The organism is Nitrospirota bacterium, from assembly GCA_016212185.1.
Taxonomy (GTDB): Bacteria; Nitrospirota; Thermodesulfovibrionia; order UBA6902; family DSMQ01; genus JACRGX01.
Genome location: JACRGX010000034.1, coordinates 1 through 16,513, shown reverse-complemented (window position 1 = coordinate 16,513; position 16,513 = coordinate 1). Strand labels below are relative to the sequence as shown.

The following is a 16,513-nucleotide window of genomic DNA, read 5'->3' as shown; positions in this document are numbered from 1 at the left end:
GGAATTCTTTTCTGCAATAACGCTGAATCTCAGATAACATTATAAGTTTTAATAAAAATCCAGGCTGTAAAATAAAAAAGGAGGAAGGGATGAGCAAGAAAAAACATGAGACCCCATTGTTGGACGAACTGAAAAAAGGGCCCTGGCCAAGCTTTGTAAAGGAGATTGAAAAGGCGGCGGTAAGAAGCGAAACTGCCAATGACACACTCGGGCAGGTGGAAAAATCCTACAGGACCAGGCGCGGATACTGGAAGCACGGCGGTATCGTCGGCGTTTTAGGTTATGGAGGCGGAGTTATCGGAAGATACTCTTCTCTGCCTGAGGAGTTTCCGGGCGTAAAATTCTTTCATACAGTCAGAATAAATCAGCCGAGCGGTTGGTTCTATACGACAAAGGCATTAAGGGAAATATGCGACATATGGGATAAATACGGAAGCGGTCTTACAAACATTCACGGCTCAACAGGCGATTTAGTGCTTTTAGGCACTGACACCGAGAGCCTTGAGGCAATATTTGCCGAGTATTCATCGCGCGGATGGGACTTAGGCGGCTCAGGCTCTGCAATGAGGACGCCGAGCTGCTGTATAGGACCTGCGCGTTGCGAATGGGCGAACATAAACTCCCTTGAAATCAACTACCAGCTTACACAGGAATTTCAGGACGAGCTTCACAGGCCGGCGTTCCCGTATAAATTTAAGATAAAGACTTCAGGCTGCGCAGTTGATTGTGTCGCAGCTATTGCACGCGCCGACCTGTCCATCATAGGCACATGGAAAGGCAAGATACAAATTGACCAGGCAGAGGTGCAGAATTATGCCAAAAAAGGCATGAACATCAATGCAGAGATTGTAAATATGTGTCCTACTCAGTGCATTTCTTACGACGGCAAGGAAATGAAGATTGACGATGCGGAATGCTCCAGATGCATGCACTGCATTGCCAAGATGACAAAGGCTCTCAGGCCGAGCGGTGAGAGGGGCGCAACCCTTCTGATGGGCAGCAAGGCTCCGATTGTTGTCGGCTCACTCCTTTCATGGGTCATCGTGCCGTTTATAAAGCTTGAGCCGCCGTATAAGGAATTGAAGGAATTAATCCGCAAGATGATTGAGTGGTGGGATGAGAATTCAAAACCCAGAGAGAGAATCGGCGAGGTTATTGAGATCAAGGGCATGAGGTCCTTTCTTGAGGCTATCGGCGTTCCGCCAAGCCCGGCTCAGGTTAAATGGCCGAGGAAAGATCCGTTCATCTTCTTTAAGGATGAGGATTTTGAAAAAGTTTACAAAAAAGGCAAATATTAAAATATAAAATTTTTAAAAGGAGGATAACTTAAATGTCATTGCCACAGAGAAAAACAGATATAGGACCGCCTCATTATGAGCAGTTTTTGCCGCCGGTAATCAAAAAGAATCTCGGCAAGTGGAAATATCATGAGGTATTAAATCCCGGCTTGATGGTTCATGTTGCGGAAGGCGGGGATAAGATATGGACCGTAAGGGTTGCCTCGCCGAGGATTTTAAGCACGGACACCATACGCGAAATAAGCGATATTGCCGATAAATTTTGCGGTGGTTATCTCCGCTTTACATCAAGGAACAATGTTGAGTTTCTGATATCAGATGAGAAGAATGTTGAGCCCATACAAAAGGAATTAAAAGCCAAGGGCTATACAATCGGAGGCATCGGCCCGAGAATAAGCAATGTTGTCCATACTCAGGGATGGGTGCACTGCCACAGCGCATGCACAGACGCCTCAGGACTGGTTAAGGCAATGATGGATGAACTTTACGAATATTTCACGACAAAAGAGCTTCCAAACAAAGTCAGGCTTGCGGTTGCATGCTGCGTCAATATGTGCGGCGCCGTCCACTGCTCTGACATTGCATTGGTTGCGCTTCACACCAAGGTTCCGCCGATTGACCATGAGAGAGTAGGCAAGATTTGTGAAATACCAACGGTCATAGCCTCCTGTCCGACAAGGGCCATAAGCCCAGACCCGGCAAAAAAGAGCGTGAAGATTAATGAGGAAAAGTGCATGTACTGCGGAAACTGCTTCACAGTCTGTCCGGCAATTGACATTCACAACCCGGAAAGCGACGGCGTTGCAATAGTTGTCGGCGGGAAAATCGGCAGTTTAAGGAGCGCCCCTAAATTCTCCAAGCTTGCCATTCCGTTCTTCTACAACGAGCCGCCGAGATGGCCGAAGATTATTGCGGCAGTAAAGAACATCCTTGAGACCTATGCAAAGCATGCAAGGAAGCATGAAAGGGTCGGAGAATGGATTGACAGAATCGGCTGGGAAAAGTTTTTTAAGCTCACGGGCATTGAATTCACATTCCAGCATATTGACGACTTCACATTCATGAGAGAAACGATGAGAAGCACACCGGCGTTTAAGTGGTAAATATAACAGGGATTAGGGATTAGGGGTTAGGGATTACCCAGACTGGAACTAACCCCCAAACCCCACCCCCAAAACCCCATTTAAGAGAGGTGGAATTATGGAAAAGGAAGAATTAAAAAATAAGATTTTTGAGTATATGCAGAAGTACAAGGGCAAGAAGAAACTGAAGGAAAAAGACGTCTGGAAGGGCGTGGGTGAAGAAACAGGCGTGCCCGGAGACGAGGTTAAAAAAGCCCTTAGGGAAATGATAGACGTCGGGAAGCTCATGTATTCTTACGGTGGAGGCGCCAGTTCAGTAGAGATTCCGAGCGAAGAGTACCTTAAGGAAAAAGGGCTTCTCTAAGAAATAAGCGGGAAATAAGAAACAGGAAATGAGAATTAAAAAATAAGAAAAACGTTCTGACTGTTGCGTCTCAATTCTCATTTCTTTTTATATGTCTAAATTTTTTATTCCGAGGGTAGTCATTTCCGCCCTTCGCGGAAGCAGCGGGAAGACCATCTTGTCATTGAGCCTTGCCGCATTGTTTCGCAGGCAGGGTTTAAAAGTAACTCCGTTTAAAAAGGGCCCTGATTATATAGATGCCGGCTGGCTGGCGAAAGCGGCCGGCGGGCCTTGCTTCAATCTGGACCTTTTCATGATGCCCCGGCAAAAGGTCCTCCAGTCTTTTTTATCCCACACAGCAGATACCGATATTGCAGTCATTGAAGGCAACAGGGGGCTTTATGACGGCGTTGACTCTGAAGGCACTTACAGCACTGCCGGATTAGCCAAGCTGCTGAATGCTCCGGTGATACTTATAATTGACTGCACAAAGGCGACAAGCACTGTCTCAGCCATAGTCTTAGGATGTCAGAAATTAGATCCGCTGGTTAATGTCAGGGGAGTTGTCCTGAATAATATCGCCAACAAACGGCAGGAATTACTGATACGAAAGGCAATAAGCAGAAATTGCAGGATACCTGTGCTTGGAGCCATACCGAAACTGAAGGAAGAGCCGTTTCCTGAGAGGCATATGGGGCTGGTTCCTTTTCAGGAACACTCAGCAGTTAAGAAATCCATTTCAAGGCTTGCGGAAATAGGCTCAAAATATCTTGACCTGAACGCGATATGGAAAATTGCAAAAAGTGCAAAACCGATAAAGACCGGATTCAAGGGTTCAAGGGTTCAAGGGTTCAAGGGATGGGGATTAGGGATTAGCGAAGGAAATAAAGCCAATCCCCAAACACTAACCCCTAAGCCCTATCTAAGAATCGGCATCATCCGCGATTCTGCCTTTCAGTTTTACTATCCTGAGAACTTTGAAGAGCTTGAAAGACGCGGGGTAAAGCTGATAGAAATCAGCGCCATTAAAGAGAAAAAACTTCTTGATATTGATGCGCTTTACATAGGCGGCGGCTTTCCTGAGACTCATGCAATAGCCCTTGCAGGGAATACTGCATTTAAAAAATCCCTTTGCAGTGCAGTTGAAAACGGGCTTCCTGTGTATGCTGAATGCGGCGGGCTGATGTATTTAGGAAAGAGTATTATCATGGGTAATAAGACTTATCCAATGGCTGGGGTTTTGCCCGTAGTTTTCGGCATGGAGAAGAAGCCGCAGGCACATGGCTATACAATTATAGAGGTCAAAAAAGAGAATCCGTTTTTTCCCAAAGGCTGTAGTCTTAAAGGGCATGAGTTTCATTATTCAAAGGTCCTTGAACTAAACGGCGCTAAAGCATCAATGGTGTTCCGCATGAGGCGCGGGCACGGAATTAAAGACGGCAAAGACGGACTTTGCTATAAAAATGTCCTTGCTACTTACACTCACCTTCATGCATTAGGATCAAAGGAATGGGTGGACGGATTTATTGAATGCGCTGCAAAGTTTAGAATCACCCACCGCCGTTAAAAAATAACTAACCTGCAAAAGAATCAATATACATATTATGTTCAAATTCTTTTTTAAGTTTATTCTTTTTTGCGATTTCATCTATCTTATATTTTGAGATAAAATGTATGTTAATCTATCAGAAAGTTTCAGTATTGCAAAAATTTTCCTTGTGTTTTAAAGTAATACTAAGAAATACTAAGGAGGCTATACATGCGAACCACAAAAGTCATGACTTTATCCATACCGCCGGAAATGTTAAAAGAGGTGGACAAACTCACCAAAGAAGAAAAACGCACGAAGAGTGAACTTTTCAGGGAGGCTTTACGGAAATATATCAATGACAAACGTTGGCAGCAGATACGGCAGTGGGGCATGAAAACAGCACAGGGGTCAGGCCTTTCTACGGAGGAAGATGTTGACAAGCTAATCCACGCCTACCGCAGGAAATCAAATTGAAGGTTGTCCTTGATACAAATGTATACATCTCTGCTATGCTCTTTGCCGGCAAGTGCGAGGAGATATTAAAGCTTGTAAGCCAGGGGCTTTTTGACATAGTTGTTTCAAAGGAGATTTTAAGCAAGATAAGGTCTGTCCTGCGGGAAAAATTTCACTGGATGGATAAACAGGCTGCCGAGGCAATAAGGTATATCAGAGGGATTGCAATTATTGTAAATCCCGAGATTACGCTTTCCATAGTGAATGAAGACCCGGCCGATAATAAAATCATTGAATGCGCAGTTGCCTCAAACGCCTCTTATATTATTACAGGTGACAGGAATCATTTGCTGCCTATCAAGGAATATGAAGGTGTAAAAATATTAAGCCCGGCAGAGTTTTTAAGATTGTGAAAGTATGCATCATAATCTTTTAAAATTTAGTGTTGCCGCGCTAAAACTATGCAAAAAATTCTGATAGTAGAAGACAAGGACTCAATGGCCCAGATGCTTAAGGAAACCCTTGAAACAGAGGGTTTTGAGGCTGTAATTGCAAAAGACGGCGCCGAGGGGATAAAGAGAATCAAAGATACTTCGTTAAATGCCGTTATCACTGATTTGAAGCTTCCAAAGAAAGACGGCATTGAGGTCCTCAAGGCGTCAAGGGAGGAAAACCCCTTGATTCCCGTAATTGTCATGACCGCCTTCGGCTCTGTTGAAACTGCCGTTAATGCCATGAAGCTCGGCGCCTATGATTTTCTGACAAAGCCCCTTGATACCGATTATCTCATTCTTCTTATAAAAAGGGCTCTTGAAAATCAGAGGCTGGTCACGGAGAATTTACTGCTCAGGGACGAATTCTCAGCCCGCCTCAGCGTCCCGAAGATAATAGGCAAAAGCCGGGTGATGCTTGACGCGGCTGGCAGCATACAGAAAGTTGCGCCGGCAAAAACAACAGTGCTTCTGCTCGGTGAATCAGGCACAGGCAAAGAGCTTTTTGCAAGGGCGATTCATACACTCAGTCCGAGAAAGGAACATCCTTTTGTGCCGATTAACTGTGCGGCCATACCGAGGGAGCTCCTTGAGTCAGAACTTTTCGGACATGAAAAAGGCTCATTTACAGGCGCAGCGGAAAAAAAGTTAGGCAAGTTTGAACTTGCAAATAACGGAACTGTGTTCCTTGATGAGATCGGCGAGATGGACATTTCTTTACAGTCAAAGGTTCTGCGGACCTTGCAGGAAGGAGAAATTGAAAGGGTCGGCGGCACAAAACCGATTAAGGTTGATGTGAGGATAATTGCCGCAAGCAACAAAAACCTTGAAGACGCCGTTGCGCAAAAAACATTCAGGGAAGACCTATATTACAGGCTTAATGTGTTTCCCATAACAATTCCTCCGCTAAGGGAACGCCGGGATGATACCCCGCTGCTTGCAAAATATTTTGTGTCCAAATATTCAAAAGAAATGAAGATAAAAGAAAAAACTATTGCGCCCGGGGCCATGGATGTGCTTATAGACTACCGGTGGAAGGGCAATGTAAGGGAGCTTGAAAATATCATAGAGAGAGCGCTGATACTCAGTGACGGCAGTGAAATAAAACCGGAGCATTTAAGGCTCCTGCCTGAAAGTGCGGAGATTTCTGAAATCCCTTTGGACGGCACGCTTGAAGATGCTGCAAAGGCGGCGCTCAGGATTTCAGAATCAAAGAGAATCCGAAAGGCATTGAAGGATACGAATAACAACAAAAGCAAGGCCGCTGAATTGCTTGATGTCAGCTATAAGACCCTGCTCACGAAGATTAAAGAATACGGGATAGAGCCGTGAACATCCTGATCATAAAGCCAAGCTCTTTAGGCGATATCATACACGCCCTGCCGTTTTTAAAAGTCCTTAAAAACGCTTTTCCTGACGCACACGTTGAATGGATAATCAGCAAAAATAACGAAGGAATCCTTGCCGGGAATCCATTGATTGATGAGTTAATCGTCTTTGACAAGGATTCATGGCAGCAGAACATTTCATTAAAAAATTTTTCAAATGCCATTCATGAGATAAATGCCCTCAGAAAAACACTAAGGTCAAAACATTTTGATATGGCAGTTGATTTGCAGGGGCTTTTAAGAAGCGGGCTTATAACATTTTTTGCCCGGGCTCGGTTAAAAATCGGCTTTGAAAATGCGCGGGAGGGAAGCCGGTTTTTTTACAACAAAAAGGTCGGGGTTGAGCTGAGCATTCATGCCGTGGATAAGAATCTTGAGGTTGCAAAGGCAATACAGAAAGCACAGAACACAGAGCACAGAGCACAGAGCACAGAAAAGATTGAGTTTCCGCTTTACATTGATAATGAGGCAAGAGAGAGAGTAAAAAAACTTTTGGGCGGCATCAAAGAAAAAGAATATATAGTCATTGCGCCGTCTGCCCGATGGCAGACAAAGATGTGGCCTGCTGAGAATTTCGGTTTGCTTATATCAAAACTTTCTGCACCGTGCATTATTACGGGCAGCAGCGCAGACATAAATATTGCCGAAAAGATAACGGCTGCCTCCGGCGGCAAGGGAATTAATCTCTGCGGTAAAACAGGTCTGAAAGAACTATCCGCCCTTATTTCCGGCGCAAAGGCATTGGTCAGCAATGATTCGGGCCCCATGCATATAGGGGCGGCATTGGGAATACCTATAATTGCGCTGTTTGGCCCGACAGACCCTGAGAAGACCGGGCCCTACGGCTGGAAGGGGAATAGAAATCTGAAGGTGTTGAGGGCGTCTGTTCCGTGCAGTCCGTGTTTTAAAAAAAAATGCAAAGAGCCTCTTTGCATGAGTAAACTAAGCGTAGAAATGGTATTTGAGGAAATAAGGAAATACTTTTGAGAGAACACAGAACCAAGAATCCAGAGCACAGATTTAAAAATACAAAAAATATTTCCTATTGTCTGTATTCTGTGTTCTGTGTTCTGTGCTCTATGGTCTTTGCTCTGTGCTCCGCGTTCTTTCCTCTAAAGGCAGATGCTGCCCCGTTAGTCCCCGAGAAGCTCATTTACACTATACACTGGTCAGGGATTAAGGCAGGCAATGCATATCTTGAAACCAACAATAGCGCTGAAGGCATTACGATTACATCACGGGCAGAGTCCGCAGATTTTATATCGGTGTTTTACCGTGTTGAAGACATTGCGCAAAGCACTCTTTATCCCGGCGTTTCCGGATACCCGAAAAATTATAAAATAAACCTTACGGAAGGGCGGCACAGAAGGGAGCGGGAAACACACTTTGAAAATAAACAGGGGAGCAAATCACAGAAAGTCATTTATCAGAATAAGGTTGATAATGAAATGCTGGCGTTCAATCTGGAAAAGCAGGCATTTGACCCCTTATCTGCGTTTTATGAGATAAGAAAGAGACCGCTTCAGGTAGGCCGCTCTGAGTATCTTGACATCTTTGACAATAAAAAACTCTGGAATGTTGAGGTACAGGTTTTAAAGAGGGAGCGGATAACTGTCCCTGCAGGCGAATTTAATACTATTGTCATTAAACCCCTGCTTCAGTCCGAGGGTATTTTTATGAGAAAGGGAGAAATACTCATCTGGCTTACTGATGATGACAGGAAAGTCCCTGTCATGGTAAAAAGCAAGATTAAGATAGGCAGTATTATTGTAAAACTTACGGAAGGGAAGTATTAGTTACCATGCTTTCAGTCGCCATAATTACATTTAACGAAGAGGAAAACATCAAAGACTGCCTTGAAAGCGTCAGGTGGGCGGATGAGATTGTTGTCGTTGATTCGGGAAGCGCGGACAGGACGCAGGAGATATGCAGGCAGTACACAGATAAAGTATTTACTTTAGAATGGACCGGCTTTGCGGATACAAAGCAAAAAGCCGTTAACCTTACAACGCATCCGTGGGTCTTTGTGCTGGATGCGGATGAGCGGGTGACTCCAGCTTTAAAAGAAGAGATTAGTAGTATTGTACAGACTTTACCTTACCCCTCACCTCTCACCCTTCCCGGCACTTCCTTAGATGATACAAGGGAAAGTGTGGACGGTTACTATGTGCCGCGGAAGAACTACTTCGCAAAAAAATGGATTAAGCACGGCGGCTGGCGGCCTGATTATACCTTGAGGCTTTTTAGAAAAGGAAAAGGCTCGTTTGAACCTCGCGAGGTGCATGAGGCAGTGAAAATCAGCGGCGGCACGGGATATTTGAAAAATCCTCTGGTGCATTATACCTACAAAGATATTGCCGATTATTTAAAGAGGATGGAGAGGTATTCAACGCTTGCCGCACAAGAGCTTTTTAAAAAGGGCAGAAGGGCAAATATCCTTGATATCATCTTCCGTCCGCCTGTAACATTTATCAGGATGTTTTTTCTGCAGTTAGGCATACTTGACGGCATTTATGGCATAATATTAGCCTGTCTTTATTCGCGTTATACGTTTAATAAGTATTTTAAGCTGATGAAAATGCAAAGTACTGACTACTAAATCCTGATAAATTTTGGAGTATTGTCCATCGTCATACCTGCGAAAGCAGGTATCCAGTCGCTTTTCATATCTGGATTCCGTGTCAAGCACGGAATGACAGGCACTATTTTCACGACAATGACAGACGATGTGTTAATTTTTTATCGGAGATTACTGATTTCTTAAAAAATAGGAGGCTAATATGCACATTTGCGTTATCGGAACCGGATATGTAGGGCTTATCACCGGCGCCTGCTTTGCAGAGTTTGGTATGGATGTCACCTGCGTGGACAAGGACTTAAAAAAGATAAAATCTCTTAAAAAAGGTATAGTGCCTTTTTATGAACCGGGGCTTGAGGAACTTCTTCAGAGAAACATCAAGGCAAACCGCATACATTTTTCAACAAGCATTGCTGAGACTATTGAGCACTCGCTTGTAATATTTATTGCAGTGGGCACGCCCCCGCGCGGGGACGGCTCCGCAGATATGCGGCATGTTGAAGAGGTTGCAAAAGAAATTGCCGAACACATGAAAAGCTATAAAGTGGTTGTGACAAAAAGCACGGTTCCCGTAGGCACAGGAGAAAAACTCAGGAAGATTATTTCAAAAAACTTAAGGGAGCATATTGATTTTGATATAGTTTCAAACCCTGAATTTCTGAGAGAAGGCGCAGGGATTGAGGATTTCATGCGGCCCAATAGGGTTGTCATCGGGGCCTCCAGCGCTCAGGCAATAGCCATAATGAAAGACCTTTACAGACCGCTGTACCTGATTGAAACGCCGGTTGTCATTACGGATGTTAAAACTGCAGAGCTTATAAAATACGCATCAAATGCATTCCTTGCAACCAAGATTTCCTTTATAAATGAACTTTCAAATCTGTGCGAGTCAGTCGGCGCAGACGTTCAGGTGGTTGCAAAGGCCATGGGGCTTGACCGCAGGATAGGCCCAAAATTTCTGCACGCAGGTCCGGGATACGGGGGTTCGTGTTTCCCCAAAGACACGCTTGCACTCCTTCAGATAGCAAAAGAAAACAATGTCTGCCTGGACCTTGTAAAGGCAGTAACTATTGTCAACGAAAACCAGAAAGAAAAAATGGCAAAAAAGATTAAAAATACCATTGGTATTTTAAAGGGAAAGACCATATGCCTTTTGGGGCTTTCCTTTAAGCCGAATACTAATGACATCAGAGAGGCTCCGTCGCTTTTTATTATAAACAGGCTGCTTAAGGAAGGCGCAAAGATAAGGGCGTATGACCCTGCCGCAATGCCGGATACAATGGAAATATTTCCTAAACTTACCTATTGCAAAGACTCTTATGATGCGGTAAAGGGCGCAGATGCCGTTATCATAGCCACCGAATGGAATCAATTCAGAAACCTGGACATCGGCAGGATAAAAACCCTTGTTAGTGGGAACTATTTCTTTGACCTGAGAAATATTTATGAACCTGCCAAAGTAAGAAAGGCAGGGTTTATCTATTACTCCGTGGGAAGACCGTAATAAAAAAAGATCCAGGATTCAAGATTCACGATGCAGGATTTTTTTAGACGAATCCTATTTTCCCCCTGTGCTCCTTCATTAAATCCGTCACTGTAAAAGATGACACTGCAATCATGCCTGCCGAAAGGATATTGAGCACATCTATAGTGGTTTTCGGGAATATGCTTAATGACAGTATGCCCTCTGTTGCCGCATAAGTGAAAAGCCCTAACCCGAGGAGCAGCAATCCGTATAATGCATTGCCTTTTTCTTGTGTTTTCTTCTTTTCATAATATAAATTGACACAGCCCACGCACCCCAGTATTGCGCCGTTATAGCCAAAGCTGAGTTTGCTGGTTGAATTTAGCGCAGCAGTGTCAATTACGCCTGAAATATAAAGCATTATGTAGCCGGCAAAGAGGACTATGGGAAACACCTTATAATCTATTATTGTTCTCACTTTCTGCGTAAGAATACTTATGCCAAAGTGAAATAGGAATATATTTGAAACAACAGCAGACAAGGTGCTGAAATTATCAATAAGCGCATACTGATAGATAGGGAGGTTGATGGTAAAGGCCTGATAGCCTGTGATACAGGCGCTTGCCTTCATAATAACAGCGGATGCAAGCGCCCAAAAAATATTTCTATAGTGCGAAGTCGGAGCTGTCCGGGTTTTTACTACAAGAAAAATGGATGCAAATGAAAGAAGGGCTATATAAATAATGCTCATTAAAAAATTATTACATAAAAAAATGATATTTTCAATCTGTATCTTTAATAGACAAATAAGACTAAAGTTTATTTTAATGTAATATTGCTTGACATGCAGTATGTTTTGTGATTTAATAATTAATTAGAGGCGGGGGGTGAAAATTTTTATTTTCAAAAACCCATTTTTAAAGGAGGAAAGATGACAAAAGCGCATTTTAAGCAAGCGGGTTTTACGCTTGTGGAGCTGGCAATTGTCCTTGTGATTATTGGCGTTATCATAGGTGCTGTGCTTAAAGGACAGGACTTGATAGCAAACGCAAGGTCAAAAAAGTTTGTAAATGCTGGGAAAGCCTGGGAAATTTCACAATGGACTTATATGGATAGGAAAGGCAGGTTTGCAGGCGACACTGATAAGGATGGGAAAATAGGCGATGGCAATGTTAAGACAGATATAACTGGCGCTTCTTTTATAAACCCGCCATATGAAGGCGGCGGCACACCAGTAAACACTATAACAATGGGTCCTTACGCATTTAAGATCTTTTTCGGAACTGATGCAGGCTCTGATGCAGGCAAAAACCTAATAATTATCTGCAGTGATGCTACATGCACTGATTTTACCAGCGAACAATTAATATATATTGAAGCGTTTGACGTTGCCATTGATGGTACTTCCGATGGAACAGATGGGCAGGTAGTTGGGGGTACTGCTGCACCAGGCACAATTACTGATACGGAATGGGAAGCGTTTTATGCAGCTACACCTACTCCTACAGCATGGAGCACCACTATAAATGCTCTCGTTTACTACTTTGACGCAAAACGGTAAACAATAATTTACCAACAAAAATAAATTTAGTCAGGGGCGAGAAAATCGCCCCTTGTTTTTTGACTGCATATGACCAGGGTTATCCTCGCAACAATAACAGGGGTATTGGGTGTCTTCCTTATAATTTACGGATATTACCAGCTCAGCGTTCCGCCTGATACTGAATTCAACGAGGTTGTAGTGAGGGCGAGGGTCGGCATGTTTTCAACAATCTTCGGTGGGGTCATGGTGCTGTATTATATTGTAAGAAGGTAAAAAGACTCCATTCGGAAGGCCTGTTTTTTTGCACGCAAAAAACTCCTTGACATGTGCTTTTATATTATGATAAAAGTTACCTATGCTTTCCGTCTAAAGTTTTTTAACCATTAATGTTGCCAAAAGGCTGAGATGTATACCTTTTCCGGAGAATTTTCAATAAAAGGAAGGCGCCTTCACTCTTTAGGGCTGAGAATTGTAATATCCCACCTGACGTTTCTGATAATATTCACCTTCTTTAATTATTTGCTTGCCGAGGCTGCAGATCTAAAAATTGAAATTATGCAAATTAAAGATTCAGGTTCTTCACCCTTCTGGTCTCCTGACGGCAAAGAGATAGCGTTTGTTGACAAAGGCGGACTTTTTATCATCTCAGCAGACGGCTCTAACAAGAATAGAAAAATTGTCAATGGAATTCTCAGAGTTCCTCGTTGGTCTCCTGACGGAGAATATATTTCCTATGTTGACAGAGAAGGGCTTAAGATTATTTCTCCACAAGGCAAACACATTAAACTTATATACCCGGATAACCATGTCCAGATGCCTATATGGTCGCCTGACAGCAAATGGATTGTTTTTTATCTCTCAGAGCTTCAGGGAGAAAAAAGCAGCGGAGTTTTTACTGTAAACATTGAAACTTTTCAATCAAAACAGCTTAGTTATTCAGGGATTAATCCCTGCTGGACCGGTGATGGAAAATCGGTTTTTTATTTTACTGATGATAAAACTCAAGATTCCGGTCAATTATTCTTAGCTGATTTAAATAACAATAGCATTCAAAAAATTGCGCCTATGGGAGGGGTATGTATGAATTTTAATCCCGAGAGAACACTTCTTGCATTTGCATCTAAAAGGACTGATGGTACAAGTCGCGGCATATATCTGGCTCCTCCCCTTCAAAATGAAACGCCCATTAAATTATCGGATGACGGATATTTCCCAAGTTTTTCCCCTGATAGTAAATGGGTATCTTTTTTTAGATATGAACCTAACATAAAAAATACAAAAATTTATATTACTCCTTCAAAAGGCGGCGAGTTAATAGAGATCGGAAACGGCATATACCCAAGATGGGCATTTAATAAAACAGCATTAGTTTATGAGATGTTGAGTGTAAAAGGAGGAATTTATGTTGCACGGATTTCCGAAAGAACTGTTCACAGCAGAAACGAAAAAAAGCATGATAATTAAAAATCAAAGGAACAATTTACATCTAACTTCAATAATATTAGCGCTGATAATTTTACTTTTATTAGGTGTTACCTCTTCTGTTTTTGCAGCTAACCGCTATTGGGTAGGCGGGACAGGCAACTGGTCTGACGTTAATCACTGGTCAGCAAGCAGTGGAGGTGGTGGAGGGGCAGCCATGCCAGGCACAACAGATATTGCAATTTTTGATGGGAACTCAGGAGGCGGTATCAGCACCCTTGACAGGAATGTCTCTATCGGCACTTTAAATATGACATCAGGCAATACCACTACAGTAGCTACCAGCAGCAACAATTATACTTTAACCACATCACGGAATTTTACAATTGCTGCCGGAATATTTACCGCCAACAATTCAACTATTATTGTTAACGGCGATTGGGATTCATCCACAGGGACCTTTGCCTTTGACGCCAGTAATGTCGTGCTTAACGGCACAGGCACCCTTATAACACCGGCCGCTGCCGGAACAAGATTTTATAACCTCACTATAGGTAGAGATTCAAACGCAAATATCACTGTGCCAAGCACTTCTGGTAATTTTACTGTAGACAATGTTCTTACTATTTCAGGCACGGCGGCTACATCTGATACATTTACTATAGACACCGGTAAAGCAGTATCTGTCAATACCGGACCAACCTTGGTAATAAATACAGGCGGCGTACTAACAGGGAACGGAGTTTTTCGCAGAAAAACTTCCAACTTAGTTAATATTGTGAATAATGGCGATATATCTGTAGGGAATTTTAGATATGAGCTGTTGGGCAGTCAATTAAAATCTATTACAGCCACGAGTTATGGCGGCAATCTTACTGTTTTCTCTAATGATGCTGCCAATCGCACTGCACAGATAAGCAGCGGCGCTCTCACAGTTGGTGGAACCCTAAGTATCAGTAGTTGGAATGCTGGTTACATGGTAACCTTAGATAATTCTATAAATAATGCCGAGATAACGGTTGGAAATTTATATATCGGGGATACTGCTGCCAACCTTTATGGAAAATTGATTTGCGGCGCTAACATCACTATCACTATTAATGGAGATGTAACCGTTATGCCATCCGATGCAAACGGCTCTAATGAGATAGATGCAGGCAACTCAACCTTGACAGTGGGGGGCAACTGGACTAACCGTGATACTTTTACTGCGGGGAACAGCACAGTTATATTTGGCGGGAGCAATACGCAGACGCTTACATCTGGCGGAATCGGTGTATATAAAGCTTTTAACAATCTTACACATTCCGGCGGAGGCACACTACAGCTTTTTCACGACAATTTAGATATAAATGGCAATTTTATTAATTCCGCCGGTACCTTTAGTGCTAATAACCTGAATATCAATGTTGCAGGTAATTGGACTAACTCAGCCACATTTACCGGAACAGGCACGGTCACTTTAGACGGCGCCAATCAGACTATTTATGGTGATACCACATTCTATAATTTAACCAAGAGCGTAACAACTCCTGCTACCCTAATTTTTAAGGCAGGAAAAACCCAAATAATTATTAACAACCTTACATTGCAGGGTACAAACGGCAATTTGCTTGCTTTAGTAAGCTCATCTTCTGGCAGTTTTTGGAATGTAAACCCGCAAGGCACACGCAATATCTCATTTGTAAATGTTAAAGACTCTTACAATGTAAATACCACCTCCATTATTGCTGCAAATTCTGTAGATTCACACAACAATTTCAACTGGAGTTTTGGTGAAAATCCTCCGACTGCAACAACCAATTCTGCGAGTAATATTGGGGGCTCTTCTGCTATATTAAACGGTATAGTCAATCCTAATGGCTTAACAACTGATGTGTATTTTCAGTGGGGAACAACTACATCCTATGGAAATACAACCCCCGTTCAGGCTATAGGCAGTGGAATAAGTGCTGTAAATATAACTGCTAATCTGACAGGACTTTCTCCAAGCACCACCTATCACTACAATATAGTTGCAACCAGCGCTGGCGGAATAACTTATAGCTCTGATATGAGTTTTGCAACCAACCCTCCAACATACATAAGCGGCGGCACCATCTCAACTGATACTACATGGACGCTCGCAGGAAGTCCCTACATAGTTACAGGAGACATATTTGTCTATGGCACAACCTCAGAGCCAACCCTGACCAATAGAGCCTGGGGTAGTAGTGAAGTTTAACGGAACTCATGTGCTATACATCGGCTACAGCACTTACAAAGGCAGGCTCAATGCCCAGGGTACAGCAGCGTCTCCAATTGTTGTTACTTCTAACAAGGCAACACCTGCCGCAGGAGACTGGCTTGGGATACGGTTCTACAACCATGCAACTTCAGAGAGCAGCCTTGACTATGTAACAGTTGAGTATGGAGGCACTGGTAGCAATGGCGAAATATATGTCAGTAACAGCTCACCAACAATTAACACATCTATCATAAGATACAGTCCAGCCCTCGGTATATATTTGGTTGGTGATTCTGCTCTAATACTTTTAAATTCCACACTCTCAAACAATGGAACAGGCGGGGTTTATATGGCAAGCACAGGTGGTCTAACTATTACAGGTTCAACCATTTTAAGCAATGGAGGTTACGGAGTTTACTGTTTAACAGGAACTATTAATATCTTAAATAACTCTTTTACAAATAATGGTTTTTATGCCTTGAGTATACCTCCCAACGTGACATTAGGAACAGGCAATACATTTAGTGGTAATGGAAAGATTGGTATAGCACTGACAGAAGGCGTCATCTCAACTGACACAACATGGACGCTCGCAGGAAGCCCGTATATTATCACCGGGCATATATTTGTCTTTAGCACAACCTCAGAACCAACATTAACCATAGAGCCGGGGGTAGTTGTGAAGTTTGATG

At 43.1% G+C, this 16,513-nt stretch carries 17 protein-coding genes; 16 read left to right on the top strand and 1 reads right to left on the bottom strand.

Features of this window, described 5'->3' with window-relative positions; all coding sequences use genetic code 11:
* Positions 1-89 precede the first annotated feature (89 nt).
* The 11 genes from dsrA (at position 90) to HZA10_03945 (ending at position 10,668) form a co-directional block, all read left to right on the top strand.
* Positions 90-1,298 carry a dissimilatory-type sulfite reductase subunit alpha gene (gene dsrA, locus HZA10_03995; protein ID MBI5195467.1) on the top strand — a complete coding sequence of 403 codons (1,209 nt, stop codon included), beginning with the start codon at positions 90-92 and terminating at the stop codon, positions 1,296-1,298.
* A gap of 32 nt (positions 1,299-1,330) precedes the next feature.
* Positions 1,331-2,401 (top strand): dissimilatory-type sulfite reductase subunit beta, encoded by a 1,071-nt coding sequence (gene dsrB / locus HZA10_03990; protein ID MBI5195466.1) that lies wholly within the window; start codon positions 1,331-1,333, stop codon positions 2,399-2,401.
* Positions 2,402-2,498: 97 nt separating this feature from the next.
* A complete protein-coding gene (locus HZA10_03985; protein MBI5195465.1) occupies positions 2,499-2,744 on the top strand; it encodes a hypothetical protein in 246 nt (81 codons plus the stop codon).
* 91 nt (positions 2,745-2,835) lie between these two features.
* Complete coding sequence (locus tag HZA10_03980; GenBank protein ID MBI5195464.1) at positions 2,836-4,290, top strand: cobyrinate a,c-diamide synthase; 1,455 nt, start codon at positions 2,836-2,838, stop codon at positions 4,288-4,290.
* Between the two features lie 192 nt (positions 4,291-4,482).
* Positions 4,483-4,728 carry a ribbon-helix-helix protein, CopG family gene (locus tag HZA10_03975; GenBank protein MBI5195463.1) on the top strand — a complete coding sequence of 82 codons (246 nt, stop codon included), beginning with the start codon at positions 4,483-4,485 and terminating at the stop codon, positions 4,726-4,728.
* Complete coding sequence (locus HZA10_03970) at positions 4,725-5,120, top strand: putative toxin-antitoxin system toxin component, PIN family (protein ID MBI5195462.1); 396 nt, start codon at positions 4,725-4,727, stop codon at positions 5,118-5,120. Before HZA10_03975 ends, HZA10_03970 begins: the two co-directional genes overlap by 4 nt.
* Before the next feature lie 48 nt (positions 5,121-5,168).
* Positions 5,169-6,530 carry a sigma-54-dependent Fis family transcriptional regulator gene (locus HZA10_03965; protein MBI5195461.1) on the top strand — a complete coding sequence of 454 codons (1,362 nt, stop codon included), beginning with the start codon at positions 5,169-5,171 and terminating at the stop codon, positions 6,528-6,530.
* Positions 6,527-7,573, top strand: a complete 1,047-nt coding sequence (gene waaF, locus HZA10_03960) for a lipopolysaccharide heptosyltransferase II (protein MBI5195460.1) — start codon at positions 6,527-6,529, stop codon at positions 7,571-7,573. The genes HZA10_03965 and waaF overlap by 4 nt, the downstream gene beginning before the upstream one ends.
* Positions 7,570-8,382 (top strand): DUF3108 domain-containing protein, encoded by an 813-nt coding sequence (locus HZA10_03955; GenBank protein ID MBI5195459.1) that lies wholly within the window; start codon positions 7,570-7,572, stop codon positions 8,380-8,382. Before waaF ends, HZA10_03955 begins: the two co-directional genes overlap by 4 nt.
* A gap of 5 nt (positions 8,383-8,387) precedes the next feature.
* Positions 8,388-9,185, top strand: coding sequence for a glycosyltransferase family 2 protein (locus HZA10_03950; GenBank protein ID MBI5195458.1), 798 nt, complete (start codon positions 8,388-8,390; stop codon positions 9,183-9,185).
* A gap of 181 nt (positions 9,186-9,366) precedes the next feature.
* On the top strand, positions 9,367-10,668 hold the full coding sequence (locus HZA10_03945; protein MBI5195457.1) for a UDP-glucose/GDP-mannose dehydrogenase family protein: 1,302 nt from the start codon (positions 9,367-9,369) through the stop codon (positions 10,666-10,668).
* A 43-nt stretch (positions 10,669-10,711) separates the two neighbouring features.
* Here the strand turns inward: HZA10_03945 and HZA10_03940 are convergent, their stop codons facing one another.
* On the bottom strand, positions 10,712-11,380 hold the full coding sequence (locus HZA10_03940; GenBank protein MBI5195456.1) for a hypothetical protein: 669 nt from the start codon (positions 11,378-11,380) through the stop codon (positions 10,712-10,714).
* Between the two features lie 180 nt (positions 11,381-11,560).
* Between HZA10_03940 and HZA10_03935 the strand changes: the two genes are divergently transcribed.
* The 5 genes from HZA10_03935 to HZA10_03915 all read left to right on the top strand — a co-directional run.
* On the top strand, positions 11,561-12,190 hold the full coding sequence (locus tag HZA10_03935) for a prepilin-type N-terminal cleavage/methylation domain-containing protein (GenBank protein MBI5195455.1): 630 nt from the start codon (positions 11,561-11,563) through the stop codon (positions 12,188-12,190).
* Positions 12,191-12,259: 69 nt separating this feature from the next.
* The gene (locus tag HZA10_03930; protein MBI5195454.1) at positions 12,260-12,445 is read left to right on the top strand and encodes a hypothetical protein; all 186 of its coding nucleotides are present in this window, start codon (positions 12,260-12,262) and stop codon (positions 12,443-12,445) included.
* A 132-nt stretch (positions 12,446-12,577) separates the two neighbouring features.
* Complete coding sequence (locus HZA10_03925; protein MBI5195453.1) at positions 12,578-13,636, top strand: PD40 domain-containing protein; 1,059 nt, start codon at positions 12,578-12,580, stop codon at positions 13,634-13,636.
* Positions 13,575-15,818: a hypothetical protein gene (locus HZA10_03920; protein ID MBI5195452.1), complete on the top strand. Its 2,244-nt coding sequence runs from the start codon at positions 13,575-13,577 to the stop codon at positions 15,816-15,818. Before HZA10_03925 ends, HZA10_03920 begins: the two co-directional genes overlap by 62 nt.
* A 10-nt stretch (positions 15,819-15,828) precedes the next feature.
* Positions 15,829-16,513: right-handed parallel beta-helix repeat-containing protein (locus HZA10_03915; GenBank protein ID MBI5195451.1), on the top strand; the 685-nt coding region annotated here is incomplete at its 3' end.